The 24,383-nt window shown below is 64.5% G+C and carries 27 protein-coding genes; 16 read left to right on the top strand and 11 right to left on the bottom strand.

Translation table 11 applies throughout. The annotated features are described in order from the left end of the window. Nucleotides 1-13: 13 nt before the first annotated feature. The 4 genes from H7692_RS14060 to H7692_RS15195 all read right to left on the bottom strand — a co-directional run bounded on the left by H7692_RS14060 (nucleotide 14) and on the right by H7692_RS15195 (nucleotide 5,096). The gene (locus H7692_RS14060) at nucleotides 14-628 is read right to left on the bottom strand and encodes a superoxide dismutase (RefSeq protein WP_201927660.1); all 615 of its coding nucleotides are present in this window, start codon (nucleotides 626-628) and stop codon (nucleotides 14-16) included. A 217-nt stretch (nucleotides 629-845) separates the two neighbouring features. Continuing rightward, on the bottom strand, nucleotides 846-2,525 hold the full coding sequence (locus H7692_RS14055; protein ID WP_222137193.1) for a cisplatin damage response ATP-dependent DNA ligase: 1,680 nt from the start codon (nucleotides 2,523-2,525) through the stop codon (nucleotides 846-848). After that, entirely contained in the window at nucleotides 2,522-3,538 is a 1,017-nt protein-coding gene (locus H7692_RS14050; protein ID WP_222137192.1) for a ligase-associated DNA damage response exonuclease, read from the bottom strand. Before H7692_RS14050 ends, H7692_RS14055 begins: the two co-directional genes overlap by 4 nt. An 82-nt stretch (nucleotides 3,539-3,620) precedes the next feature. Then, nucleotides 3,621-5,096, bottom strand: coding sequence for a GAF domain-containing protein (locus H7692_RS15195; RefSeq protein WP_314817414.1), 1,476 nt, complete (start codon nucleotides 5,094-5,096; stop codon nucleotides 3,621-3,623). A gap of 265 nt (nucleotides 5,097-5,361) precedes the next feature. Here H7692_RS15195 and H7692_RS14035 point away from each other — a divergent pair, with 265 nt between their 5' ends. After that, nucleotides 5,362-6,153: a response regulator gene (locus H7692_RS14035; protein WP_222137190.1), complete on the top strand. Its 792-nt coding sequence runs from the start codon at nucleotides 5,362-5,364 to the stop codon at nucleotides 6,151-6,153. A 10-nt stretch (nucleotides 6,154-6,163) separates the two neighbouring features. Here the strand turns inward: H7692_RS14035 and H7692_RS14030 are convergent, their stop codons facing one another. Continuing rightward, nucleotides 6,164-6,718: a sigma-70 family RNA polymerase sigma factor gene (locus H7692_RS14030; protein ID WP_201927666.1), complete on the bottom strand. Its 555-nt coding sequence runs from the start codon at nucleotides 6,716-6,718 to the stop codon at nucleotides 6,164-6,166. A gap of 179 nt (nucleotides 6,719-6,897) precedes the next feature. Beyond that, on the bottom strand, nucleotides 6,898-7,257 hold the full coding sequence (locus H7692_RS14025; RefSeq protein WP_261312322.1) for a BLUF domain-containing protein: 360 nt from the start codon (nucleotides 7,255-7,257) through the stop codon (nucleotides 6,898-6,900). A gap of 153 nt (nucleotides 7,258-7,410) precedes the next feature. On the opposite strand from H7692_RS14025, the gene H7692_RS14020 reads away from it, so the two are divergent. The 5 genes from H7692_RS14020 to H7692_RS14000 all read left to right on the top strand — a co-directional run bounded on the left by H7692_RS14020 (nucleotide 7,411) and on the right by H7692_RS14000 (nucleotide 10,692). Further along, on the top strand, nucleotides 7,411-7,668 hold the full coding sequence (locus H7692_RS14020) for a hypothetical protein (protein ID WP_222137188.1): 258 nt from the start codon (nucleotides 7,411-7,413) through the stop codon (nucleotides 7,666-7,668). Continuing rightward, complete coding sequence (locus H7692_RS14015; RefSeq protein WP_222137187.1) at nucleotides 7,668-8,318, top strand: sigma-70 family RNA polymerase sigma factor; 651 nt, start codon at nucleotides 7,668-7,670, stop codon at nucleotides 8,316-8,318. Before H7692_RS14020 ends, H7692_RS14015 begins: the two co-directional genes overlap by 1 nt. Nucleotides 8,319-8,389: 71 nt before the next feature. Next, nucleotides 8,390-9,565: a PQQ-dependent sugar dehydrogenase gene (locus H7692_RS14010; protein ID WP_227340389.1), complete on the top strand. Its 1,176-nt coding sequence runs from the start codon at nucleotides 8,390-8,392 to the stop codon at nucleotides 9,563-9,565. 14 nt (nucleotides 9,566-9,579) lie between these two features. Next, nucleotides 9,580-10,320, top strand: coding sequence for an esterase/lipase family protein (locus tag H7692_RS14005; RefSeq protein WP_201927671.1), 741 nt, complete (start codon nucleotides 9,580-9,582; stop codon nucleotides 10,318-10,320). Nucleotides 10,321-10,365: 45 nt separating this feature from the next. Next, the gene (locus H7692_RS14000; RefSeq protein ID WP_222137185.1) at nucleotides 10,366-10,692 is read left to right on the top strand and encodes a hypothetical protein; all 327 of its coding nucleotides are present in this window, start codon (nucleotides 10,366-10,368) and stop codon (nucleotides 10,690-10,692) included. Nucleotides 10,693-10,696: 4 nt separating this feature from the next. On the opposite strand, the gene H7692_RS13995 is transcribed toward H7692_RS14000, so the two are convergent. Beyond that, nucleotides 10,697-11,179 (bottom strand): GNAT family N-acetyltransferase, encoded by a 483-nt coding sequence (locus tag H7692_RS13995; protein WP_222137184.1) that lies wholly within the window; start codon nucleotides 11,177-11,179, stop codon nucleotides 10,697-10,699. A 52-nt stretch (nucleotides 11,180-11,231) separates the two neighbouring features. On the opposite strand from H7692_RS13995, the gene H7692_RS13990 reads away from it, so the two are divergent. Next, a complete protein-coding gene (locus H7692_RS13990; protein WP_222137183.1) occupies nucleotides 11,232-11,690 on the top strand; it encodes an RrF2 family transcriptional regulator in 459 nt (152 codons plus the stop codon). Continuing rightward, nucleotides 11,683-12,378, top strand: coding sequence for a class I SAM-dependent methyltransferase (locus H7692_RS13985; RefSeq protein WP_201927678.1), 696 nt, complete (start codon nucleotides 11,683-11,685; stop codon nucleotides 12,376-12,378). The genes H7692_RS13990 and H7692_RS13985 overlap by 8 nt, the downstream gene beginning before the upstream one ends. Before the next feature lie 45 nt (nucleotides 12,379-12,423). On the opposite strand, the gene H7692_RS13980 is transcribed toward H7692_RS13985, so the two are convergent. Continuing rightward, complete coding sequence (locus H7692_RS13980) at nucleotides 12,424-12,816, bottom strand: acyl-CoA thioesterase (protein WP_227340388.1); 393 nt, start codon at nucleotides 12,814-12,816, stop codon at nucleotides 12,424-12,426. 143 nt (nucleotides 12,817-12,959) lie between these two features. Further along, on the bottom strand, nucleotides 12,960-14,210 hold the full coding sequence (locus tag H7692_RS13975; RefSeq protein WP_222137182.1) for a threonine ammonia-lyase: 1,251 nt from the start codon (nucleotides 14,208-14,210) through the stop codon (nucleotides 12,960-12,962). Nucleotides 14,211-14,268: 58 nt separating this feature from the next. On the opposite strand from H7692_RS13975, the gene H7692_RS13970 reads away from it, so the two are divergent. The 4 genes from H7692_RS13970 to H7692_RS13955 all read left to right on the top strand — a co-directional run bounded on the left by H7692_RS13970 (nucleotide 14,269) and on the right by H7692_RS13955 (nucleotide 19,484). Continuing rightward, nucleotides 14,269-15,147, top strand: a complete 879-nt coding sequence (locus tag H7692_RS13970; RefSeq protein WP_227340387.1) for an NAD(P)-dependent oxidoreductase — start codon at nucleotides 14,269-14,271, stop codon at nucleotides 15,145-15,147. A 152-nt stretch (nucleotides 15,148-15,299) separates the two neighbouring features. Then, nucleotides 15,300-16,955: an amidohydrolase gene (locus tag H7692_RS13965; protein ID WP_227340386.1), complete on the top strand. Its 1,656-nt coding sequence runs from the start codon at nucleotides 15,300-15,302 to the stop codon at nucleotides 16,953-16,955. Next, the gene (locus H7692_RS13960; RefSeq protein ID WP_227340385.1) at nucleotides 16,945-18,213 is read left to right on the top strand and encodes an FAD-dependent oxidoreductase; all 1,269 of its coding nucleotides are present in this window, start codon (nucleotides 16,945-16,947) and stop codon (nucleotides 18,211-18,213) included. The genes H7692_RS13965 and H7692_RS13960 overlap by 11 nt, the downstream gene beginning before the upstream one ends. 122 nt (nucleotides 18,214-18,335) lie before the next feature. Continuing rightward, a complete protein-coding gene (locus H7692_RS13955) occupies nucleotides 18,336-19,484 on the top strand; it encodes an alpha-hydroxy acid oxidase (RefSeq protein ID WP_222137178.1) in 1,149 nt (382 codons plus the stop codon). Nucleotides 19,485-19,528: 44 nt separating this feature from the next. Here H7692_RS13955 and H7692_RS13950 read toward each other — a convergent pair whose 3' ends face one another. After that, the gene (locus H7692_RS13950; RefSeq protein WP_222137177.1) at nucleotides 19,529-20,260 is read right to left on the bottom strand and encodes a TorF family putative porin; all 732 of its coding nucleotides are present in this window, start codon (nucleotides 20,258-20,260) and stop codon (nucleotides 19,529-19,531) included. Between the two features lie 289 nt (nucleotides 20,261-20,549). Continuing rightward, a complete protein-coding gene (locus tag H7692_RS13945) occupies nucleotides 20,550-21,296 on the bottom strand; it encodes a TorF family putative porin (protein ID WP_222137176.1) in 747 nt (248 codons plus the stop codon). Between the two features lie 255 nt (nucleotides 21,297-21,551). Here H7692_RS13945 and ispG point away from each other — a divergent pair, with 255 nt between their 5' ends. The 4 genes from ispG to H7692_RS13925 all read left to right on the top strand — a co-directional run bounded on the left by ispG (nucleotide 21,552) and on the right by H7692_RS13925 (nucleotide 24,353). Further along, a complete protein-coding gene (gene ispG / locus H7692_RS13940; RefSeq protein WP_222137175.1) occupies nucleotides 21,552-22,703 on the top strand; it encodes a flavodoxin-dependent (E)-4-hydroxy-3-methylbut-2-enyl-diphosphate synthase in 1,152 nt (383 codons plus the stop codon). Nucleotides 22,704-22,756: 53 nt separating this feature from the next. Then, entirely contained in the window at nucleotides 22,757-23,245 is a 489-nt protein-coding gene (locus H7692_RS13935; RefSeq protein ID WP_222137174.1) for a hypothetical protein, read from the top strand. Further along, on the top strand, nucleotides 23,245-23,730 hold the full coding sequence (locus H7692_RS13930) for a GNAT family N-acetyltransferase (RefSeq protein ID WP_201927698.1): 486 nt from the start codon (nucleotides 23,245-23,247) through the stop codon (nucleotides 23,728-23,730). Before H7692_RS13935 ends, H7692_RS13930 begins: the two co-directional genes overlap by 1 nt. 155 nt (nucleotides 23,731-23,885) lie before the next feature. Next, the gene (locus H7692_RS13925; protein WP_201927699.1) at nucleotides 23,886-24,353 is read left to right on the top strand and encodes a hypothetical protein; all 468 of its coding nucleotides are present in this window, start codon (nucleotides 23,886-23,888) and stop codon (nucleotides 24,351-24,353) included. Nucleotides 24,354-24,383 lie beyond the last annotated feature (30 nt).

Here is a 24,383-nt window from a genome sequence, read left to right as displayed (position 1 = left end):
GAGGGTCATTGGTTTACGCCGGATAGGTCCACGCCCCGTCGCGCGCGAAATTCTCCGCAGCGAAGTCCCAGTTGAGCAGTTCATCAACCACCGCATTCACATAGTCGGGGCGGACATTCTTGCGGTCGATATAATAGGCATGTTCCCACACATCGACGACGAGCAGCGGCTTGATACCCGCCGCCAGTTCGGTCCCGGCATCGTGCGTGTCGGTGACCGACAGCTTGCCGTCCTTGGCGATCAGCCAGGCCCAGCCCGACGCAAAATGATTGATCGCCGTATCCTTCAGCTTCTTCTTGAGCTCGTCGAGCGAACCGAAGTCGCGGTCGATCGCGGCGGCGAGATCGCCCTCGGGCGCCGTCTTCGCCGGCGCCATGCTGTTCCAGTAAAAGGCATGGTTCCACGACTGGGCGCTGTTGTTGAACAGCCCCTTGTTGCCGGCGCCCTCGGCGTGGTGGATGATTTCCTCGAGGCTCTTGTCGGCAAGATCGGTGCCCTCGATCGCGGCGTTGACCTTGTCGACATAGGTTTTGTGATGCTTGCCATGATGGGTCTGCAGCGTCTCCGCCGAGATGTGCGGCGCGAGCGCGTCGTGGGCATAGGGGAGCGGGGGGTGAGCGATCGTCATGGCAGTCTCCTTTTTTTGCTGTCGCTTGGCTAACTCGGTATCGGGGGCTGCGGTTGCAACCCCATGACGGGGAATTTTCGTATCTACGCCCTCTCCTTCAGGGGAGGGCAGCGAGACTTGCGAACTTGTTCGCTAGTCGCAGCGGGTGGGGGTCGGCGGCCTTGGCTACATCGACAGCCCCACCCCGCCCCTCCCCTGAACGGGAGGGGTTTAATCGTCACGTCACCATCGCCTGCAACGTCGCGATCCGGTCGGCCTCTTCGGCGGGCTTGTCGCGGCGGATGCGCGAAATGCGGGGGAAGCGCATCGCGAGGCCCGACTTGTGCCGCTTCGACGCGTGGATCGAATCGAAGGCGACTTCGAGCACCAGCGTCTTTTCAACCTCGCGCACCGGGCCGAAGCGGTCGACGGTGTTAGTGCGGACGAATTTGTCGAGCCATTTGAGCTCGTCGTCGGTGAAGCCTGAATAGGCCTTGCCAACGGGCAACAACTCGCCCGCCTCGCTCCAGCAGCCGAAAGTATAATCCGAATAAAAGCTCGCACGGCGGCCGTTGCCGCGCTGCGCGTACATCATCACGCAATCGGCGGTGAGCGGGTCGCGCTTCCATTTGTACCAGAGCCCGGCGCGGCGCCCCGCGACATAGGGCGCGTCGCGGCGTTTGAGCATCACCCCCTCGATCGCCGCGTCGCGCGCACCGGCACGCAGCGCCGCGAGTTCGGCAAAGTCGGCGGCCTCGATCAGGGGCGACAGGTCGAAATGGCTCGCGGCAAGGCGCGGAACAAAGGCCTCAAGCTGCCGCCGCCGCCCCGTCCACGGCAGGCCGCGCAAATCTTCGCCATCGACCGCAAGCAGATCGTAAACGCGCACGAAGGCGGGAAAGTCGGCGAGCATTTTCTTCGTCACCGTCTTGCGCCCGAGGCGCTGCTGCAGCGCGTTGAAGCTTGCGGCCTCACCCCCCTGCACCTCGCCGCGCACGAGCAATTCGCCGTCGATCACCGCATCCTGATCGAACGCCCCGACGAGTTCGGGGAAGGCAGCGCTGATTTCCTCGCCGCCGCGGCTGTAGATGCGCGTTTCGCCGCCACCATGCGCGATCTGAACGCGGATGCCGTCCCATTTCCACTCGGCGGCATAGTCGGCAAGGTCGATGCTTTCGCCTTCGAGCGGATGCGCAAGCATGAAGGGGCGGAAAAAGGCGACGTCGGCAAGGTCGGGCCGCGCGGCGCGCCCCTCACCCCAGGCGAAGAGCGCTTCATAGGGCGGCGGGATCGCGTGCCACAACTCCTCCACATCGTCGATCCCGACGTCGAATGCCTGCGCAAATGCCTGTTTCGCAAGCCGCGCCGACACGCCGACGCGCATCCCGCCGAGCGCCATCTTGAGCAGTGCGTAGCGCCCGTCGGCGTCCAGACGGTCGAGCAATCCGGTCAGCACCGCCGGCGCATCGCTGCGCGTGGCGGCGGAGAGGGTGGCGACAGCGCCGGAGACGCTCAATCCGCCCTTCCCTTCAGGGGAGGGCGGCGAGACTTGGGAGTTCCGCTCCTTAGTCGCAGCGGGTGGGGGTCCGCCCCCTTGCTCAAGTCCGGCGGCCCCCACCCCAACCCTTCCCCTGAAGGGGAGGGGCTTTTCAGGCCACAGCAGCGCCGCCGTTTCCGCGGTATCGCCGACAAAATGCCGCGACAGGCGGAACAATTCCTCGTCCACGCGCGTCGCGAGCAGCGCGCGTACCGTCCCCGCCTTCACCGCGGGGAAATCGAGCGCTTCGGTGAGCGCGGCGAGCGCCCAGCCGCGATCGGGATCGGGGGTGTGGCGGAGGTAATCGACGATCAGCGCGAGCTTCGAATTGCGCGAGCGCGTATAAATAAGGCGGTCGATGAGCGCGGCAAAGGCCTTCACGCCTCTTCCTCCATATCGCGCCCGACGAAATGCAGCGCGCGCGCCTTGCGCTGGTGGAGTTCGCACCAGCGCAAAAGGCCATCTTCGCTGCCATGGGTGATCCAGCTTTCCTTCGGGTTCACCTCTTCGATCGTCGTGGTGAGTTCGTCCCAGTCGGCATGGTCAGAAATGACGAGCGGCAGTTCGACCATACGCTGTCGCGCGCGCTGGCGAACGCGCATCCAGCCCGACGCCATTGCGGTGACGGGGTTGGGCAGCCGCCGCGACCAGCGGTCGTTGAGGGCCGAAGGCGGCGCTAGCACGATCTGCCCCGCCATTTCGTTCTTTTCGGCCTCGCTCACGAGGCGCAGCGGCCCTAGGTCGACGCCATGGTCGGCATAGAGCGCGCACATGCGTTCGAGCGCACCGTGGATGAAGACCGGCGCGTTCCACCCAGCGCCGCGCAATTCGGCGATGACGCGCTGCGCCTTGCCGAGCGCATAGGCGCCGACGAGCACCGACCGGTCCGGCTCGGCGCGCACCGCGGCGATCAGCTTGCCGATTTCGTCGTGCGTCGGCGGGTGGCGGAAGACCGGCAGGCCAAAGGTCGCCTCGGTGATGAAGATCTCGCACGGGACGACCTCGAACCGCGCGCAGGTCGGATCGGCGCGGCGCTTGTAATCGCCGGTGACGACGATCCGCTCGCCCGCATATTCCATCAAAATCTGCGCGCTGCCGAGCACATGTCCCGCCGGATGAAAGCTGAAGCGCACCCCGCCCCGCTCGAAGCCGTCGCCATAGGCAAAGGCGCGGTTCTCGCGCGCCGCGACATCGACGCCATAGCGCAGCGCCATGATGGCAAGCGTTTCGGGGGTCGCGAACACCGATGTGTGCCCGCTGCGCGCATGATCGGCGTGGCCGTGCGTCACCGCAGCGCGTTCGACCGGGCGCGACGGGTCGATCCACAGGTCGGCCGGCTTCACATAAAGCCCGTGTGGATGCGGTTCGAGCCAAGGTTTTGGCAACACCCTCATCCCTCAACTGCTGAGGCGGCCGATCCGGTCATGCGCCGACATTAGCATGAAGAACGAAAAAAGAACAAAGCCCTTTCGATCATCACACCTCGTGCCACCGCGCAGGCAGCGCGATTTTAACGACCAGTCCCGCAGCCTCCCATCGCCGATCAATCGTGCCACCCAGATTGTTGCGCACGCTGCGTTCCATCAGCAACGTTCCGAAACTCGTGCGATCGGGGGCGACGACTTCGCCCGTTCCACCACTTTCGGACCAGGTGAGATGGAAACGACGGTCGGCATCGTCGTCCGGGTCCTGGCTCCAGTTGACGTCGACGCGGCCGTCGGCAACCGAGAGCGCGCCATGCTTGACGGCGTTGGTCGCAAGTTCGTTGAAGACGAGCGCCATGGCGACCAGCGCGTTCTCGGGGAGGAGCAGGTCGGGTCCCGACCAGCGGATGCGCGGAAAGGCGGCCTGCACTTCGCGCATCAGCGCGTGCATCGACCCCGTCATGAAATTGGCACCGAGCAGGACGTTCTGCGCGCGGTTGAGCGCGTCGAGCCTGCTCGTGATCCGCTCGACATAATCATCGACGCCGGTCGCGGCGTGGCGGGTGAGCGAAATGATCGCGCTGACGGTCGCGAACAGGTTGCGCATCCGGTGATGCAGCTCGCGCATCAGCAGGTTTGTATTCTCCTGCCGGCTCTTCTGCTCGGTAATATCGATGCTGATCCCGGTCAGCTTCACATCGTCGACCTCGACGTCCCAGTCGCCGCGCGCCGAAATCCAGCGCACGCCGCGTTCGGGATGAACGATACGGTACTCCTTGGCATAGGGCGTGCCACTCGCAATCGCCTCGTCGAGCACCGCACGCACGCCGTCACGGTCGTCGGGATGAACGCGATTGAAAAAACCCTCGCCGGTATTGAGCGCGGTTTCGAAATCGGCGCCCCACAGCTCGGCCGTCGCACCCTGCCAGCGCAGCGCGTCGGTGCGCGCGTCGAGTTGCCAGATCGCCGTTGTCGAAAAATCGAGCGCGCGCTCGAGCATGCGGCGCACCTCGTCGCGCTCGGCCGCGGTGCGTCGCAATTCGGCTTCGGCCATGATGATCGCGGCGAAATCTTCGAGCCGCTCCATTTCGCGCGGCGACGGCGCTGCGCGCACTTCGCTGTCGATGATGCACAATGTTCCAAGAACCGCGCCATTGTAGGCACGCAGCGGAACGCCCGCATAAAATCGGATGAAGGGTTCGCCGACGACAAGCGGATTTTCCGCAAACCGCGTATCAGTCCGCGTGTCGGTCACTACCAGAGGGGAATCGTCGGCAACGACATGGCGGCAAAAGCTGATGTCGCGCGGGGTCTGGTCGATGTCGAGACCGTGCGCCGACTTGAACCACTGGCGGCATTCGTCGACCAACGAGATCAGCGCGATCGGGACGTCGAAGAGATCGGCGACGAGCTTGGTCAAACGGTCGAATGCAACTTCGGGATCGGTATCGAGCAATCGATATTCGCGCAGGGTGTCGAGCCGTCGTTCCTCGCTCAGCCGCTCGTCGCCCCCCTCGCTATCTGCCAAGTTCCGCCCCCTGCTCCAAAATGGGCCTGCCGTCGATTTGGCCCCAGGCCGCTCTGCCATGATTCTCCGTCCCGAAAAAGCGTGCTCCGCGCCCCCGCGAAAAGCGGCGCGTTTCCATCCAGTTGCACTCGGCTTTCAGCGCGCCCCGGCAGACTCTACGCGTGGCCTTCATACAAGTTGCAGGAAATATCAACGGACCGCGTTGCCCGCATTGGAACCGGATCGCGCGGGGTGCGTATGAGCCGTTCAAGTGGGAGGTCACATCATGAGTCTTGGCGATGAAATTCGCGGACATCTTCCGTTCCTGCGCCGCTACGCGCGCGCGCTGACGGGAAGTCAGCAGCATGGCGACAATTTCGTTCACACGACGCTCGAGGTGATCGTCGCAGCGCCCGACGAATTTCACGCCGGCAACGATACGCGCGTCGACCTGTACCGCAATTTCCACCGTATCTGGGAAAGCGCCTTCATCGAGGATGGCGAGGGCGACGATGAGCAAGATCCCATCATTCGCGCGGCCGGCCAGCGCCTTGCGCGCATCACGCCGCTCGGTCGGCAAATGCTGCTGCTGACCGCGCTCGAAGGCTTTTCGGTCGAGGAAACCGCGACGATAACCGGCACCGACGATGCCACCGTCGAAAGCCTCTTGACCGAAGCCATTGCCGACATCGACCGCGAAGCGCGCACATCGGTCCTCATCATCGAGGACGAGCCGCTCATCGCTATGGAACTTGAGCAGATCGTTCGCGAACTCGGCCACGAGGTCGCGGGCATCGCCACGACGCACAGCGATGCGGTCGCCGCGTTCGAAAACAGCGAAGCGGGGCTTGTCCTTGCCGACATCCAACTCGCCGACGGTTCGTCGGGAATCGATGCGGTCCAAGACATATTGGCGATTGCTCCGGTGCCGACAATCTTTGTCACAGCCTTTCCGGAACGGCTGCTCACCGGGCACTGCGTCGAACCGACCTTCCTGATTTCCAAGCCGTTTCGCGACAATACGGTGCGCGCGGCGATCAGCCAGAGCCTGCTTTTCACGCCGCAACTCGCGGCATAGGGTCGCGCCGCTAGTCCGTCGCGCCGCCGCCTGCGGACAATTCGTCGACTGTTGCCATGATCGTCGCGAACGCTTCGCTCGGCACCGTGTCCCCCTCGCTACGCGGCGCCAGATCGTTGCCGTCGAGGATCGCCTGCAGCGCCGTGCGCGCGCGCGACACGCGGCTCTTCATCGTACCGACCGCGCAGCCGCAAATCGCCGCGCCCTCTTCATAGGATAATTGGCCGGCGCCGATCAGTACCAGCGCCTCGCGCTGATCGACCGGCAACATCAACAGCGCGCGCTGGACATCGGCAAGATGCAGGCTGTCGTTCTGATCGTCCGGTGCGACCAGCAATCGCTCGGCGGCAAGTTCGTCATATTCGGCGGTGAATTTCTTGCGCCGCATCTGCGACAGAAAGCAATTGCGCAGGATAACAAAGGCCCAGCTCTTCATCGTCGAAGGCCCCGGGATATAGCTTGCGCGCGCCTTCCACGCCTTCATCATGGTTTCCTGCACCAGATCGTCGGCCATGTCGGGATTACCGCACAGACTGCGTCCAAAGGCGCGCAAATGCGGAAGCATCGCCGCCAGCTCGTTCTTGAAACTGGCGTCATCGAGCGGTTGAGGAACTATCTCGCTGATAATATGACCTTTGTTCGGGGGCGCCCCCGGTGGAACCCCGCAACAGGCTTAGCGCCTCGCGGCGGCGATGCAAACCGGAACCGACAATCATGCGCAAAAGCCGGCAGGACACCGCTACGTCACCGGCGCCTTCCGAGCGCAAGAAAGTTGGAGAGGATGCGCTCGTCGCCGGTGTCGATCCGGCCCTTCATGCCCAGCCTGGAAATACGGTCGGGATCGCCATCGAATCGCGGCTCGTACAGCATCGACCATTGCGCAAAATCACGGCAATCGATGGCGCGCCGCCGTATCTCGACCATCCCGCTATGCCGCCGGTCGTCGCGGATCGCGGCAAGACATGCGTCGACTTTCGAGGCGGGCCCTTCGAGCAGCTGCATGAAGTTCTGGCCATTGTAGATGAGCGCGCCCGTTATATCGTCGCGGGCGTTGTTTCGCTGGGCCGTTTTCACGATATCGGCGATCTCGCCTTCGCCGATCATCGGATCGGCGACGCTCACATATATAACCGAAATCAAGCGCCCCGCCCCCCTCAACTGACCCGGAACCTAGGCACAGTGTTGCACCCTGGCAACGCATTCGTCGCAAAAAACAACCTGCGGGGAACCCCAGCGCACTTCTCTCGTTCAATCGACATGGCGACCCACGGCAACAACCGGATGAATGGCGATCGACCGCGCGAACCGATGCGCGACGAAGAGCCGCGTCAGTCCACCGGCAGCTTCCCCGGCACCGGGAGCGATCAGTGGCATCGCGCGCTGACGGGCCGGCAATCGCCCGAACCGGTCAGCGCCAAGCTGCGCATGATCTATGGAAATATTGTCGCGGAAAAACTGCCCGATTCCATGCTCGACCTGTTGTCGCAGATCGACCTGAAGAGTTCGAAGCGATAATGCTTCCGTCCCGCGCTGCCCGGTTTCGGCACCATTCACGATCGCAGGACGACAAGGGCCTGTCGGACAGCGAGTTCAAGGCGTTGCTCGCCGGGGTCATCCCGCACTTGCGCGCCTATGGCCGCAGCCTGTCGGGCAACCCCGACCTCGCCGACGATCTGACCCAGGACACGATGGTCAAGGCGTGGGCGTCGCGAGACCGTTTCGAGCGCGGAACCTCGATCAAGGCATGGACCTTCGTGATCCTGCGCAACACTTTCCTGTCGCAGATGCGGCGCAACAAGTTTCGCGGCGATTATGACGAAAATGCCGTCGAGCGCACGCTGGCCACTCCTGCTGCACAGGAAGATTCGGGCGAGATGGCCGACCTGCAGCGCGCGTTGATGGAATTGCCGCAGGATCAGCGCGAGGCGCTGATCCTCGTCGGTGCGGGTGGCATGTCCTATGAGGAAGCGGCCAACATCTGCGACTGCGCGCTCGGCACGATGAAGAGCCGCGTGTCGCGGGCGCGAACCGCGCTCGAGGAAATTATGCGGCGCGGGCAATTTTCCCAGAAACGCGCCGAAGCCCCCCCAGCGAGCGAAGCGATCGACGCGATCATGGACAGCGTCGACGAAATCGCCACGCGCCGCGGCTCCGGAAACCGCTGAGATCCACTCGACTTTGCGGCTCCGACACGCCAGTCTGGAGCATCCCCAGCGAAGCGAAAGCGAGATCGAGAATGACCCGACGACCCACCCTTGCTCTTTCCACCGCATTGATCGTGGCCGCGTGCTCGGCAGGCCCCGCGACGAGCGCCGCTTCCGGCGATTCGAGCGCGCGCGACGCGTCCGGCGCGCACCCCGCAGCACCGGTCGCCGAAGCCCCGTTCACGCTGCGTGAGGTCGCGAGCTTCGACGAACCCTGGGCGATGACCTTCCTGCCCGGAACGCGCCTCGCGCTGGTCACCGAAAAAGCCGGGAAACTGAAACTCTGGCAAGAGGGCGGCGCAACGCTCGACGTCGCGGGTGTTCCCACCGTCGCCTATGGCGGACAAGGGGGCTTCGGCGACGTCGTGCTGGCCCCCGATTTCGCGTCCAGCGGCATGGTTTACCTCAGCTGGGCGGAGGCGGGCGACGGCGGCACTTATGGCGCGGTCGTCGGACGCGCCAAGCTGGTGCAGGGCGAGGCGCCCCGGCTCGAGGGGCTGGAGATTATCTGGAAGCAGAGCCCGAAGGTCACGGGGCGCGGCCATTATTCGCACCGCCTCGCCTTCTCCCCCGATGGCCAATATCTCTTCATCGGGTCGGGCGAACGGCAAAAGTTCGATCCGGCGCAGGATATGAACGCCAACCTCGGCAAGATCGTCCGCCTGAACCCCGACGGCAGCGTGCCCGCCGACAACCCCTTTGCTTCGCAAGGCGGTGTGGCGGCGCAAATCTGGTCGCTCGGCCACCGCAATGTCCTTGGCATCGTGTTCGACGGCGAAGGACGGCTGTGGAATCATGAGATGGGCCCGCGCGGCGGCGACGAGGTCAATCTTGTCGAACGCGGCGCCAATTACGGTTATCCGGTCGTTTCGAACGGCGATCATTATAATGGCGGCGACATTCCCGACCATCCGACGCGCCCCGAATTTGCTGCCCCCAAGCTCTGGTGGAACCCGTCGATCTCGCCCGCGGGACTCGTCTGGTACGGCGGCGATCGCTATCCGGGCTGGAAGAACAGCCTGCTGACGGGGGCGCTGTCGGGTCAGGGGCTGATCCGCCTCGCAATCGAAGGTGATACGCTTCACAAGAGCGACCGTTGGGATTTGGGGACGCGCGTGCGCGAGGTCGAAGTGCGCGAGGACGGCACGATCTGGCTGCTTACCGACGGTGACGAGGGCAAGCTGGTGCAACTCGTGCCCAAAGGTTGAATAGCGCCGACGCAATGATCCGTTCGTTTCTCTCCCGCCGCGCCGAATGGCCCGCGCGCATCCCCGATCCCGACGCACCGCCGCCGCTCAAGCTGCTGTGGCGCGAGATCGGATCGCTGATGCGCGCCATCGGTGGACGTGTGCGCCCTATGCCGGCGGAGCCGAACCCCGACAGCGAGCATCCGCCGGTGATGGTGCTCCCCGGCTTTCTGTCGGGAGACTGGGCGACCAAGGCGCTGCGCGCCGACCTGCGCCGCGCGGGCTTTCGCTGCTATGCTTGGGGGCTAGGCTTTAACCGCGGCGCGACCCCCGACATCATCGAGCGTATCGACACCCGCGTGCAATGGATCATCGACCGCACCGGTCACGTCCCGGCACTCGTCGGGTGGAGCCTCGGCGGCATTTATGCACGCGAATATGCCAAGCACCATCCGGGCAAGGTCGCGCGCGTCGTCACGCTCGGCTCGCCCTTTTCGGGCAGCCGCCGCGCCAACCGGGCGTGGCGGCTTTATCACTTGATTGCGCGGCATCCGGTCGACAATCCGCCGATCGACTTTCACCCCGCACCGCGCCCCGAAATGCCGACCTTTGCGCTCTGGTCCAAATATGACGGCGTGGTCGCAGTGAACAGCGCGCGCGGCACGCCGCACGAAAGCGACCGGCAGGTCGAGGTTGACTGCGGCCATATGGGCTTCGCCTATGCCCCCACCTCGGTCGCCGCGATCGTCAAGGCGTTAACCGAAGACATAGAATAGGCTGTTAAACGGCACGTTCACCCTGATGGCGAAGGACAAGGGCCGATGCTGACGACGATGACCGCGCTGGCGATGACGCTGCAAGCTGCGAGCGCGCCCGCGCTGTGCAACTATGCGGTCGTCGCCGGATCGCGCCGCGACCGCAGCGTCTGGGTCTATCGCTCGCCGTCGATGGGCGCGCGCAAGACGGCAAAGATCAAGGCAGGATCGCCGGTGTTCGTCTGTGCCGGCAATGCCGAATGGTTCCAGGTCCATTATGCCGACGGGCGCCATTCGTGCCGCGGCACGACGGGCGGCCTCGACCGACGCCTCGCATCGACCTGCGCATCGGGATGGGTCCACCGCCACCGCATCGCAGTGGTCGCACGCTAGTCGGCTAGAGCGTCCGGTACATCACGAGCGCATCGACCCGGCCCTCGACCGGGTGTTCGAAAGCCGCGGGAAGCCGGCCGACGATTTCAAAGCCCATCGACTCCCACAGGCCCACGGCGCGGACATTGCTGCTCACGACGAAGTTGAACTGCATGGCCTGAAATCCGCGCATCTTCGCCTGTTCCAGCGAATGCAGACACATCGCGCGCGCCACCCCGCGCCCACTTGCCTGCGCGCCGGTGACATAGCCGGCGTTCGCGACATGCGCGCCGCCGCCCGCCTGATTGGCGCGCAGATAATAAGTGCCCAGGATCGCGCCATCGGCTTCGGCGACAAACACCGCCTTGCCCGCCCCGAACCAATAGGCGAGCGCTTCCGCCTCGCTCATGTCACGGTCGAGCGTATAGGTTTCGCCCGCGCGGATCGTCGGGCCGATGATCGCCCAGATCGCGGCGGCATCGGCGGGCGTGGCGGAACGAATCTGCATATCTCGCCATCTATGGATTGACGGAATGATTTCACGCACTATTTAAAGTTACATGAAGCGCGACAGTCGACTCTCAGGCGTGCTCCACGTCCTCCTCCATATGGCCGAGCAAGGCGCGCCGATGACGTCGGAGCAGCTGGCGAAGGCGATGCAGACGCACCCAGTCGTGATCCGCCGTATCCTTGGCGGACTGCGCGACGCGGGATTCGTGCATAGCGAAAAGGGCCATGGCGGCGGCTGGATGATCGCGGGTGATCTCGCCGACATCACGATGCGCGACGTCTATGACGCGATCGGGCAGCCCACCCTGATGGCGATGAGCAACCGCACCGAAGCGCCCGGCTGTATGGTCGAACAGGCGGTCAACGCGGCGCTCGACGCGAGCTTTCACGATGCCGAAGCGCTGCTGCTTGCCCGTTTCACCGAGGTTACCCTCGCGCAGCTCGCTGCTGATTTTCATGAACGCATGGCCGCGCGATCCCCCAAAGCACCGGAGCAACATCATGGCTGAAGGCGCCCAGCATTTCCTCGACAGCTTCAAAGACCCTGCCGCGGTCGCGCGCTATACCGAGGGGCCCCGGCGCTTCGTCCCCGGCCTCGACGGGCTCCACCGCATGACCGGACTCCTGCTCGCCGAGCGCGTACCCAAAGACGCGCACATCCTTGTGCTTGGTGCAGGCGGCGGCAGCGAAATGAAGGCGATGGCCGAAGCCTATCCCGGCTGGCGGTTTGTCGGCGTCGATCCCGCAGGGCCGATGCTCGACCTTGCGGCGCGGGTCATGGGCGCGGATGCGCCGCGCGCCGAGCTGATCGAAGGCATCATCAACGATGCACCCGCCGGGCCGTTCGATGGAGCCGTGTGCCTGCTCACTCTGCACTTCCTCGATCGATCGGAGCGCATCCGCACCGGCGCCGAAATCCGCCGCCGCCTCAAACCCGGAGCGCCTTTTGTTGCAGCGCATGGCAGCTTTCCGCAAGGCATCGGCGAACGCGACCGCTGGCTCGACCGTTACGCATCCTACGCCATCGCCTCGGGCGGCGACCCGGAACAGGTGGCCAAGGGACGGCAGGCGGTCGCCACGCATGTCGCAATGCTGAGCCCCGAAGAAGATGAAGCGGTGCTGCGCGCGGCAGGCTTCACGGGTATCGAACAATTTTATGCGGCTTTTACCTGGCGAGGCTGGGTCGCATATGCCTGACGACCGACGTCGATGTTTCCGCCGCGCGACGCGTTGGGAACCGACCTAACCCAGAAAAGGCGCGGCAATTTCGTCGGTGATCCGCACGGGCCGTCCGCTCGCCTTGTCGAGCATCGCCCATACCGTGCGGGCGCGGACATGCACCTTGCCGTCCTCGCCGGTAAACTCGACGAAGCGATCGAATTTCGCCCCGTGCGGCTTGTCGGCGACCCACGTCCGCCCGGTCACTGTCTCACCGGGGCCGAGCGGGCGGAGGTAATCGATCTCGTGCCGCACGATCACCCAGATATAGGCATCCTTGTGCGCTTGCGGCGCCGCGGCCGCCCAATGGCCGGTCGCGACCTGCTGGATCCACTGGACCCACACGGCATTGTTGACATGGCCGAGTTCGTCGATGCTGTCGGGGGTGGCGGTGAGGGGGAGAGAGAAATCTTTCATGCGTCGTTCCTAGCGCACAAACCGGATGACCAGAGAAGACGTCATTGCGAGCGGAGCGAAGCAATCTCCAGCCATCGCGATCACGCTAGCCCGATAGCTGTAGATTGCCGTGTCGCTTCGCTCCTCGCAATGACGATAGCGGGCTAAGCCAACTCGACCGTCGTTACCATATAGCCCGCAGCGCGCAGCGCCTCGACCAGGCTGTCGAGATGCTCGCGGTCGCGCGCTTCGCATTCGATGTCGGTGATCAGCCCCTTGGCGGGGAGCGTCGTGAAGATGCGCTGGTGATAGATTTCGATGATATTGACCTGCTTCTCGTCGAACAGCTTCATCACCTTGAACAGCGCGCCGGGCCGATCCTGCAACCGGATGCGCAGCCGCGCGATGCGGCCCGAGCGCGCAAGGTCGCGCAGCAGGACGTTCGCGAGCAGGCGCGTGTCGATGTTGCCGCCGGTCAGGACAAGTCCGACCTTGCGCCCGGCAAATTCCTCGGGGTGCGCGAGCATCGCCGCGAGCCCCGCCGCGCCTGCGCCCTCGACCACCGTCTTTTCGATCTGGAGGAGCAGGCTGACCGCGCGCTCGAGATGGCGTTCGGCGACGAGCACGATGTCGTCGTTGAGTTCGGCGACAAGCTTGCGGGTGTACGAACCCGGCGCCTTGACCGCGATGCCTTCGGCGAGCGTGTCGCCCTCGCACGCCATGTCGACGCCGTTGAGCTCGGCATACATCGACGGATAAAGCTCCGCCTGCACGCCGACCAGCCGCATGTCATTCTTGATCCCGCGCGCCGCGGTGCCCATGCCCGCAAGCAGCCCGCCGCCGCCGATCGGAACGATCAGCGTATCGAGTTCGGGCACATCCTCGAGCATTTCGAGCGCGACCGTCCCCTGCCCCGCCGCGACGTGCGGATGGTCGAAGGGGTGAACGAAGGTCAGCCCGCGCTCGACCTCGAGCTGGCGCGCATGGGCATAGGCATCGTCGAAAGTTTCGCCGTGAAGCACGATCGTCGCGCCATGGCTCGCGGTCTGCGACACCTTCACCTGCGGCGTCGTCTTTGGCATCACGATCGTCACCGGGACGCCGAGCCTTTTACCGTGATAGGCAAGGCCCTGCGCGTGATTGCCCGCCGATGCCGCGATTGCGCCGCGCGCCCTTGCTTCGTCGTCGAGCAGCAGCAGCGCGTTCAGCGCACCGCGCTCCTTATACGCCGCCGTGAACTGCAGATTCTCGAACTTCAGCCAGACTTCGGCACCGACAAGTTCGGACAGCGTCTGCGACTTCAGCGTCGGGGTGCGCACGACCGCGCCATTAATTCGCGCCGCCGCCGCGCGCACATCGTCGAGGGCGATCGCCGGAAAATCGGCGGCGGCGGTCGGGGCGAGCTGATCGGTCATAGCGCGGCTGGCCCTAGCCCATCTGGCGCACGAAGCAAACAATGCTATGGACCACCCCATGAGCGAACGAAAATTGCGCATAGGCTTCATCGGCACCGGCGTCATGGGCGGACCGATGGCGGGCCATCTCGTCAAGGCGGGCCATACCGTCACCGTCTATAATCGCACCCGCGCAAAGGCCGACGCCTGGGCCGAACGCCACGGCGGAACCGCGGTTGCCACACCCGCCGAGGCCGCGCAGGACGCCGATGTGGTGCTAAGCTGCGTCGGCAACGACGACGATCTCGCGCAGGTGACGCTCGGCCGCGACGGCGCCTTTGCCGCGATGGCCAAGGGCGCGCTGTTCGTCGACCATACGACGGTATCGGCGCGTCTCGCGCGCCAGCTGTCGGTCGAAGGGCAGAGCCACGGCATTCGCTGCGTCGACGCCCCCGTCTCGGGCGGCGAATCGGGCGCGCAAGCGGGCACGCTGTCGATCATGTGCGGCGGCACCGAAGCCGCTTTCGCGGCGGCCGAGCCGGTGATGCGCGCCTATGCAGGGCGCATCGTCCATATCGGCGGCCCGGGCGCGGGGCAGACGACAAAGATGGTCAACCAGATCGCGATTGCCGGCGTCATCCAGGGCCTGTCCGAAGCACTGCGTTTCGCGCAGGCGTCAAAGCTCGATACCGACAAGGTGTTCGAGGCCGTCTCGGGGGGGGCCGCGGCGAGCTGGCAGATGCTCAATCGCTGGGGGACGATGGCGAAGGACGAGTTCGACTTCGGCTTTGCGGTCGACTGGATGCGCAAGGATCTGGGCCTCGCGCTCGAAGAGGCACGCTCGAACGGCGCGACGATCCCCGTCGCGGCGCTCGTCGATCAATTCTACGCCGATGTGCAAAAGGCGGGCGGCGGCCGCAAGGACACGAGCTCGCTCGTGACGCGGTTGCCGAAGTGAGGGGGTTGAAGAACCTAAAGCCCCTCCCCTTCAGGGGAGGGGTTGGGGTGGGGTCCATCGGCCTTGCGCAAGATCGATGCCCCCCACCCGCTGCGACTAGCGAACAAGTTCGCAAGTCTCGCTGCCCTCCCCTGAAGGGGAAGGCGGGGATCATGGCTATCGCCGCGCTCGCCTTCGCCCTCACCGCCCCCGCGCAGGCCGACACGCTCGTCGACAATGTCAACGGCATCACGCTCGACCAGAATGGCAGGCTCGTGCGTTTCACCGGCCTCGTCATCGACGAGGACGGCAAGGTCAAGGAACTGCTCGACCGCAAGGACAAGCGCCCCGAACGCCCCGACTTCAAGGAGGATGGCAAGGGCCGCACGCTCATCCCCGGACTGATCGATGCGCACGGTCATGTCATGGGACTGGGGTTTCAGCTCATGCTGCTCGACCTTTCGGAGACGCGCAGCCTTGCCGAGGCGCAGGCGGCGATCCGCCAATATGCCGCCGAAAATCCTGAAATGCCGTGGATCATCGGGCGGGGCTGGAACCAGGAGAAATGGGGGCTCGGCCGCTTCCCGACCGCCGCCGACCTCGACGCCGCAGTGCCGAACCGCCCTGTCTGGCTCGAACGGATCGACGGCCACGCCGGCTGGGCGAACAGCGCCGCGATGGCGGCTGCAAAGATCAGCACCGCAAGCAAGTCGCCCGAGGGCGGGCGCATCGAGATGGAGGGCGGCAAGCCGAGCGGCGTCTTCGTCGACGCGGCGATGAGCCTGATCGACGGTGCCAAGCCCAAACCGCTCGCGCGCGATCTCGACCGCGCGCTGCTCCTCGCGCAGGCGAAGCTCATCGAACAGGGCGTCACCGCGATTGCCGACATGGGGACGACGATCGAGGATTGGCAGGCCTATCGCCGTGCGGGCGACAAGAAGCAGCTTGCGGTTCGCATCCTCTCCTATGGCGGCGACATCGACAATATGGCGATGATCGCCGGTCCCGAACCGACGCCGTGGCTCTATGACGACCGGCTCCGTATGGTTGGGGTGAAACTCTATCTCGACGGTGCGCTCGGTTCGCGCGGCGCGTGGTTGAAGGCGCCCTATGCCGATGCGCCGGGGCAGAAAGGCCTGCCGCTCCTCACCCCCGCGCAGCTGCGCAACAAGATGGTGCGCGCGTCGATGGACAAGTTCCAGGTCGCGATCCATGCCATCGGCGACGCCGCCAATGCCGAGGCGCTCGACGCGATCGCCGACCTCACGACCGACCTCCCCGGCGAGCGCCGCTGGCGGATCGAACATGCGCAGGTGATCGACCCCGCCGACATCGCGCGCTTCGCAAGCCTCAAGGTCGTCGCCTCGATGCAGCCGGTCCACCAGACGAGCGACCGGACGATGGCCGAAGCGCGGCTCGGCCCCGCGCGGCTGACCGGCGCCTATGCGTGGCGCAGCCTCGAGAAAGCGGGCGCACGGCTCGCCTTCGGGTCCGACGTGCCGGTCGAAAGCGCCAACCCCTTCGCGGGGCTCGCGGTCGCCATTTCGCGCACCGACGCGGCGGGCCAGCCCTTCGGCGGCTGGCGGCCCGAGGAGACGGTAAGCCGCGAGACCGCGCTCGACGGCTTTACGCGCACCGCCGCCTTCGCGGGCTATGCCGAGGACCGCATCGGGACGCTGATGCCCGGTATGCGCGCCGATTTCCTGATCCTCGACAGCGACCCGATGCTCGCGAGCCCCGACGAAATCCGCCGCATGGCGCCGCTCGAAACCTGGATCGGGGGTTATCGCTATTACAAGAAGAACGAAGCGGGGACTGGTGGCCGATAACGTCCCTACGCGCCGCGCGCTTTTGACCGGCCTCGCCGCGCTGCCGGTGGCGGCGAGTGCTGCGGCGGCCGAGCGCAGCGAGCGCCGCTCAAAGAGGCGCAAGCCCGCGCGGCCGAAGGTGCAGCATGTCGATGTTGCGGTCATCGGCGCGGGCGTGTTCGGCGCGTGGACGGCATGGCACCTTGTCCGCGCGGGCAAGTCGGTGCGGCTGTTCGACGCCTATGGCGCAGGCCACTGGCGCGCCTCGTCGGGGGGCGAGAGCCGCGTCATCCGCATGGGCTATGGCGCCGACGCCATCTATTCACAGATGGCGCGCGACTCGCTCGAATATTGGAAAGACCTCTCCGACAGCGCGAGCGCCCCGATCTTTCACAAGACCGGCGTGCTGTGGTTCGCGCCCGAAGGCGACCGCTATACCGCGCAATCGCGCGCATGGCTTCACGCGAACGATGTTCCGCATCAGGTCGGCGACGTTCGCTGGCTCCAGGAAAAATACCGCCAGATCCAATTTTATCAGGGCGAAACCGGGCTGCTCGAAACCGAGAGCGGCGCGCTGATCGCCGGGCGCGGCGTGCAGGAGGTGATCGCCGATGCGCGGATCGAGGTCGAGCGTGTGGTGATGCCCGCTCCGCTCTTTTCGAAACGCATCAAGCGCCACACGCTGCCCGACGGCGGCACCGCCGACCATCTCGTCTATGCCTGCGGCCCCTGGATCGCCGAACTTTTCCCGCAGCAATTGATGGGACGGATCGTCGCGACGCGGCAGGAGGTCTACCATTTCGGCGCGCCGCAGGGCGACACGCGCTTCGCGCCGCCCGAGCTCCCCGTCTGGGCCGATTTCAACAACGGCCGCATCGTGTACGGCATCCCCGATATCGAAGGCGCCGGCTTCAAGATCGCGTTCGATACGCATGGTCCCGTCGTCGACCCCGATACGATGGACCGCAGCCTGACACCGGCGGGCATCGCGGCAGCACGCGCCTATGTCGCGCGCCGCTTCCCCGGCCTCGCCGACGCACCGCTGATCGGCGGGCGCGTCTGCCAATATGAAAATAGCTCGAACGGCGACTATCTGATCGACCGCTTTCCGGGGCAGGAACGCGTGTGGCTCGTCGGCGGCGGATCGGGGCACGGGTTCAAGAACGGCCCCGCGGTCGGCAAGCGCGTCGCGGCGCATATATTGGACAAGGACCTCGCGATCGAGCCGCGCTTCAGCTTTGCGAGCAAGGGCACCGTGGCTGGGCGGACGGTTTTCTGAGACTCGCGTCATTGCGAGGAGCGAAGCGACGACGCAATCTCCAGCCCTCGGCCCCGCTCAACATTGAGGGCTGGAGATTGCTTCGCTACGCTCGCAATGACGAGAAAAAAATCGGGGCCAGAATGAAACTCACCGACTGCCACAATATCGACGATTTCCGCACGCTCGCGAAGCGGCGTCTGCCGTGGCCGGTGTTCGACTATATCGACGGCGCCGCCGACGACGAAGTGACGCGGCGGCGCAATCGCGACGCGTTTGACAGTTGCGACCTCGTCCCGCGCGTGCTCGCTGGGGTCGCGAGCGTCGACATGCGCACGACCTTGTTCGGGCGCGAGATGGCGATGCCGCTGTTCCTGTCCCCCACCGCGCTCCAGCGCCTTTTTCACTGGCAGGGCGAGCGCGCGGTGCTGCGCGCCGCGGCCGATGCGGGGACGATGGCGGGCATATCGAGCCTTGCGACCGTCGGTCTTGCCGAAGCGGGTGCGCTGACCGCCGGGCCGAAGATGTTCCAGCTCTATGTCCACAAGGATGAGGGGCTGAACCATGCGATGCTGGAGGCAGCACGCGACGCGAAGTTCGACGCCGTCGCGCTCACCGTCGATACGATCGTCGGCGGCAATCGCGAGCGCTGCCTGCGCTCGGGCTTCACCTCGCCGCCGCGCTTCACGCCGCGCAACATGCTGAGCTATGCCGCCAAGCCCGGATGGGGGCTCAACTATCTGCTCCGCGAAAAATTCAGCCTACCGAACCTCGCCACCCATGTGTCCGAAGGATCGAGCGTCCCCAAATCGGTCGCCGATTATTTCACCTCGATGCTCGACCAGAGCCTCGACTGGAAGCGCGCCGAGGCGATCCGCAAGGCGTGGGACGGCCCCTTTTGCCTGAAGGGCATCGTCGCGGTCGAAGATGCGCGCCGCGCGGCCGACATCGGCGCGACGGCGATCATGGTGTCGAACCATGGCGGACGCCAGCTCGACGGCAGCATCGCGCCCTTCGACGCGCTCGCCGAAATCGTCGATGCGGTCGGCGACAGGGTCGAGGTGATCTGCGACGGCGGCATCACGCGCGGCACGCATGTGCTGAAAGCGCTGTCGGTGGGCGCCAAAGCCTGTTCGGGCGGGCGCCTCTACCTCTATGCGCTCGCCGCGGCGGGCGAGGCCGGTGTCGCGCGGGCGCTGGCGCTGCTGCGCGCCGAGATCGAAAGGGGCATGAAATTGATGGGGGCCAAGACCCTCGCGGATCTCGGCCCCCACAATCTTCGCTGGCGATAGGGAAAGGGGCGGCCTCCCCCCAGAGGCCGCCCCATCGCCGGGCGTCAGAAAGACGCGCCGAGCGAAAAGACTACGGCTCCGTCAGCGCCGATGCCTTCCTTCCAGCCACCGGCCTTGGTTTCGTCGGTGTTCACATAGGCAACACCCAGCGTCAGGATTTTCCAGCTCGCCTCGATGCCGATCGAATAATCGACGACTTCGCCGTCGAGGCCGCCGAGGAAGCTGTCGCTCTTGGCATAGCCGAGGTGGCCCGTCAGCGTGAACGGGGTGTCGGGAATCCCGACGCCGACGTCGCCATAGACATAGACGGCGCTGGCATCGCCGAGCGAATCCTGCCCGCCGGGCGCCCAGGCGATACCCGTCTTGAGCGATGCCGGGCCGACGTCGCCCGACAGCGAGAAATAAGGTTCGATGATCGACGTATCGCCGCCGCCGCCGGGATAGAGATAGAGCGTCGCACCGATATCGGCGGTCAGCCCCGGTGTCACTTCGGTGGCGAAACCGCCATAGACGTCGATTTCGGTGCCGTTGGCAAAGCCGATGCTCGACCCCCAGGTACCGACATAGAGGCCGCTGTCGTGCGCGATGTCGAAGCCGCCCTGAATGGCAGCCTCTTCGTTCGATTGGCTGAAGCCGCGGAAGCGGTAATCGCTGACGACGGTCGCATTGCCCGAAACGGAAATGCCGTCGCTCGATTCCTCTTGGGCATAAGCCGTTGCGGGAAGCGCCGAAGCGGCGAGAAGCATGCCGAGGCATGCGCGGGAGAGAGTCTTCATGGGTTGATCCCCTTAAAAGGTCGAAAGGATCGTCCCTACCTGCTGCGAGCAGTCAGCCTCTATCGGGCCGGTCAACCTCGCGTGCCCCCTGTGTCGAGAATTATGCTGCAGCGCACAACCCCGAAAGCCAAATATCAGGCGTTAAAAATCTCAATGTGACATTTCTGCAACAAAGAATTACGCGATAATGGTTTCTGTCGAAACAAAATTGCGTCACCGAAATGCGGCCGCTCGCGTCCAAATGGGCCGCGAGCGGTCCGGGATCATTCGGCGACCGGGTCGCGCCTCGTCAGAAAGCGACGCCCAGGGTGAATACGACGGTCGGATCGTACAGCGTGTCGACGGCCTTCACCCCCGTCTTCTTCACGTCGGTGTCGATATAATTCACCGAGAAGGTGAAAATGTCGGCGGCGAAGGATGCGCCGAGCGACCAATCGAGATAATTGCCGTCGGCCGAAACGCCGCCGAGTGAGCCGTCGGTATAACCGAGGTTCGCCGACAGCGTGACCGGCGTGTCGGGAATGCCCGACGAAAGGCCGAAGTTGAGGTAGATATTGTCGTTGTCTCCAAGCGAGCTCTGCTTGGGCGCATAGGCCACGGTGCCCGATGCCGACACCGGCCCGATGTCGTGCGAAAGCGAACCGATGAACTCGACATAGTCGCTCGGCCCCGCCCAGTCGCGATTGCCCGGATAGGTGTAATAAGTGGCATTGAGGTCGACCGACGTTCCGGGTGCGAGTTCGGTCGAGAATCCGGCGATCAGGTCGAGCTCGAACTTGCCGTAGAGCGGGCTGTCGGGAAGCGACGATCCCCAGGTGCTGACATATAAACCGCTCTCGTGGCTCAGCGTCAGACTGGGCTGGACGGCAACCTTTTCGTTCGACAGCGAAATTCCGCGAAAGCGATAATCCGACACGACATCAATCCCGCCCGAAAGCGAGAGGGGCCCGGACGGCGCATCCTGGGCAAGCGCCGGCGTCGACATGGCAGACGCGGCAAGAAGAATCCCGAAGCAGGTCTTGGTAACAAATTTCATTGGGTTTACCCCCTTATTGATGATCCGGATGTCCAATCCTGCGGTCCGTGCCCTCGCCTCTCTCGTGGGGCTTGTGACCCGGACGCGCGGAAAATTGCTCATTTGCTCGCCGCGTACAATTAAAATTTCACAACAGGCAAAGAAGAACGCGCGATTGTGGCTTCCACGCCACAAGGCGCCTCGGCGCGTTGCGGCTTTGCCATTCGTGGCGCGCAAGGCTAAAGAGCAGCGCAACCCCATGTTTCGAGCAGCCCTATGAGCGATCACAATCCCGGCCTGCGCCCCTGGCGCGACATTGCGCGGCGCGACTGCCGCCAGATCATGGTCGGCAACGTCCCCGTCGGCGGCGGCGCGCCGATCACGGTGCAGACGATGACCAACACGCTGACGAGCGATGCGGTCGCGACGATCGACCAGATCCGCCGCTGCGAGGAGGCGGGTGCCGACCTGATCCGCGTCTCCTGCCCCGACACCGACAGCACGGCGGCGCTCGGCCAGATCGTGCGTGCGGCGCGCATCCCGATTATCGCCGACATCCATTTCCATTATAAGCGCGCGCTCGAAGCCGCCGACGCCGGCGCCGCCTGCCTGCGCATCAACCCCGGCAATATCGGCAGCAGCGAGCGCGTCGGCGAAGTCGTCCGCGCTGCCAAGGCGAACGGCTGCGCAATCCGCATCGGCGTCAATGCGGGCAGCCTCGAAAAGGATCTGCTCGAAAAATATGGCGAGCCGTGCCCCGAGGCGCTCGTCGAAAGCGCGCTCGACCATATCAAGCTGCTCCAGGATCACGACTTCCACGATTATAAGGTCGCGGTGAAGGCAAGCGACGTCTTCCTCGCGGTTGCCGCCTATATGCAGCTCGCCGACGCGGTCGATTGCCCGCTCCACCTTGGCATTACCGAAGCGGGCGGCCTGATCGGCGGCACCGTCAAAAGCGCACTCGGCATCGGCAACCTCCTCTGGGCCGGCATCGGCGACACGATCCGCGTCAGCCTGTCGGCCGAGCCCGAAGAGGAAGTGCGCGTCGGCTATGAAATCCTCAAAAGCCTCGGCCTGCGCACCCGCGGCGTCCGCGTCGTCTCCTGCCCCAGCTGCGCGCGGCAGGGCTTCGACGTGATCCGCACCGTGCAAGCGCTCGAAGACGCGCTCGGCCACATCAAGACCCCGATGAGCCTCTCGGTATTGGGCTGCGTCGTCAACGGCCCCGGCGAAGCGCGCGAAACCGACATCGGCATCACCGGAGGCGGCAACGGCAAGCATATGGTCTATCTCTCGGGCGTCACCGACCACCATGTCGCCGACGCCGACATGATCGGCCATATCGTCAAGCTGGTCGAGGCCAAGGCGGCCGAGATCGACGCGGGCCATTCGGTGAGCATGGACGTCGCGCACGGCAAGGCGGCGTGACAATATACTGGTCAGCATTTTCATGGGAGGCTTTTGCCACCCTCCTGACTGGTTTGGCTGCCGTTATCGCTGCTTGGAGCATAGGTCATCGACAGCTAAAGATTCAGGAACAAAATCAGCGATTCCACGAGGCCCAAACATCTCGAGATTTTGGACTAAGGGAACAGGCGTTCAGAAATGAACTTCTTGATCGTCGCCTTGAATGCATAGCAATAATAAGAAGAGTTTCATCCGCTTGGTCACGCGACGCACGCATCGAAGACGAGGAATGGCAGGAACTTATTCTCGCTTTCCAGCAAGCACAGCTCATTTTTCCAAAATCAGTATCGGATTCGATCGGTGTTGCCTTGGAAAGCTCGTTTCGGCAACGCGTACATCTGAATCGATCACAAGACCTGTACAGGAGAGGTAACGAAAAGAAGGCTCAAGAACATCAGGAAAAGGCTTTCAAGGCGGAAGATGAGCTTATGGAAGTGATGATAGGCCTGCTTGAACGAATGATTGACGCTACTCGAATTCACGAACGCCAAGATCCGAACTGATGACCCTGACCATCCGCCTCGCCACCGCCGCCGACCTGCCGCTGATCGCTGGGTTCATCCGCGACCTCGCCGATTATGAAAAGCTGTCGCACGAAGTCCGTTTCGACGAGGCAAAGCTCGGCGAAAACCTCTTCGGCCCACGCCCCTATGCCGAAGTGATCATCGGAGAGATCGACGGGTCGCCGCAGGGCTTCGCGCTCTTCTTCCACAATTTCTCGACCTTCGAGGGGCGTCCCGGCATCTACCTCGAAGACCTGTTCGTCCGTCCCGAAGCGCGCGGGTCGGGGCTTGGCAAGGCACTCCTCGCCCATCTGGCAAGATTGTGCATCGAACGCGACTGCGCGCGGCTCGAATGGTCGGTGCTCGACTGGAACGAACCGGCGATCGGTTTCTACAAAAGCCTCGGCGCGCGGATGATGGACGAATGGACGGTAATGCGAGTCGATGGCGACGCGCTGGCGCGGTTCGCCGTCCCGGCTGGGTGACCTGTCGGAAAAATAGCGGCATTCCAATCGCCAAGACGCGATATTTGCCGCCACGTCGAAAACATGGTCTGATGCGCCCGGGGCCGCATGGATGCTCGCCCAACGCGAGCGGTCCGGTCACCCGACACGGGGACCGGCATTGACGGGGACACATAATGCAGACCAAGTTTTTGACCGCTTCGGCGGCGCTTTTCCTTATGGGCGCGGCGCAGGTCGCACACGCCCAGATGCCGACATGGTCGGCCGAACAGGCCGCAGCATGGAAAGTCATCGAACAAAGCTGGGTCGACGATGTCGCACAGAATGGCAAATGGCCCGCCGACTACGCCGACCCGCAAATGGTCGTCTGGTCGTCCGAATATGCCGGGCCGCGCGGCAAGGATTCGGCGATCCGCTGGACCAAGTTCCAGAACGGCCAGGGCAAGACGCTGCAATATGAGCTGAGCCCGCAGTCGATTTCGCTCAGCGGCAACACAGCGGTCGTCACCTATGCGCTGACGATCGTGACGCAGCGTGGCACCGAAAAGCCCGACTGGTCCAAGGAAGCAATCGTCGAAACGCTGGTGCGCAGCGGCAGCAACTGGAAATTCCTGTCCTCGACGAGCTTCTCGCTGGACAAATAGGACGACGCTCCCCGGCCCGCAATCGCGGAC

Source organism: Sphingopyxis sp. P8, from assembly GCF_020622175.1.
GTDB lineage: Bacteria > Pseudomonadota > Alphaproteobacteria > Sphingomonadales > Sphingomonadaceae > Sphingopyxis > Sphingopyxis jiangsuensis.
The sequence above is the reverse complement of the archived record's forward strand: the minus strand, read 5'-3'. Positions and strand labels throughout refer to the sequence as shown.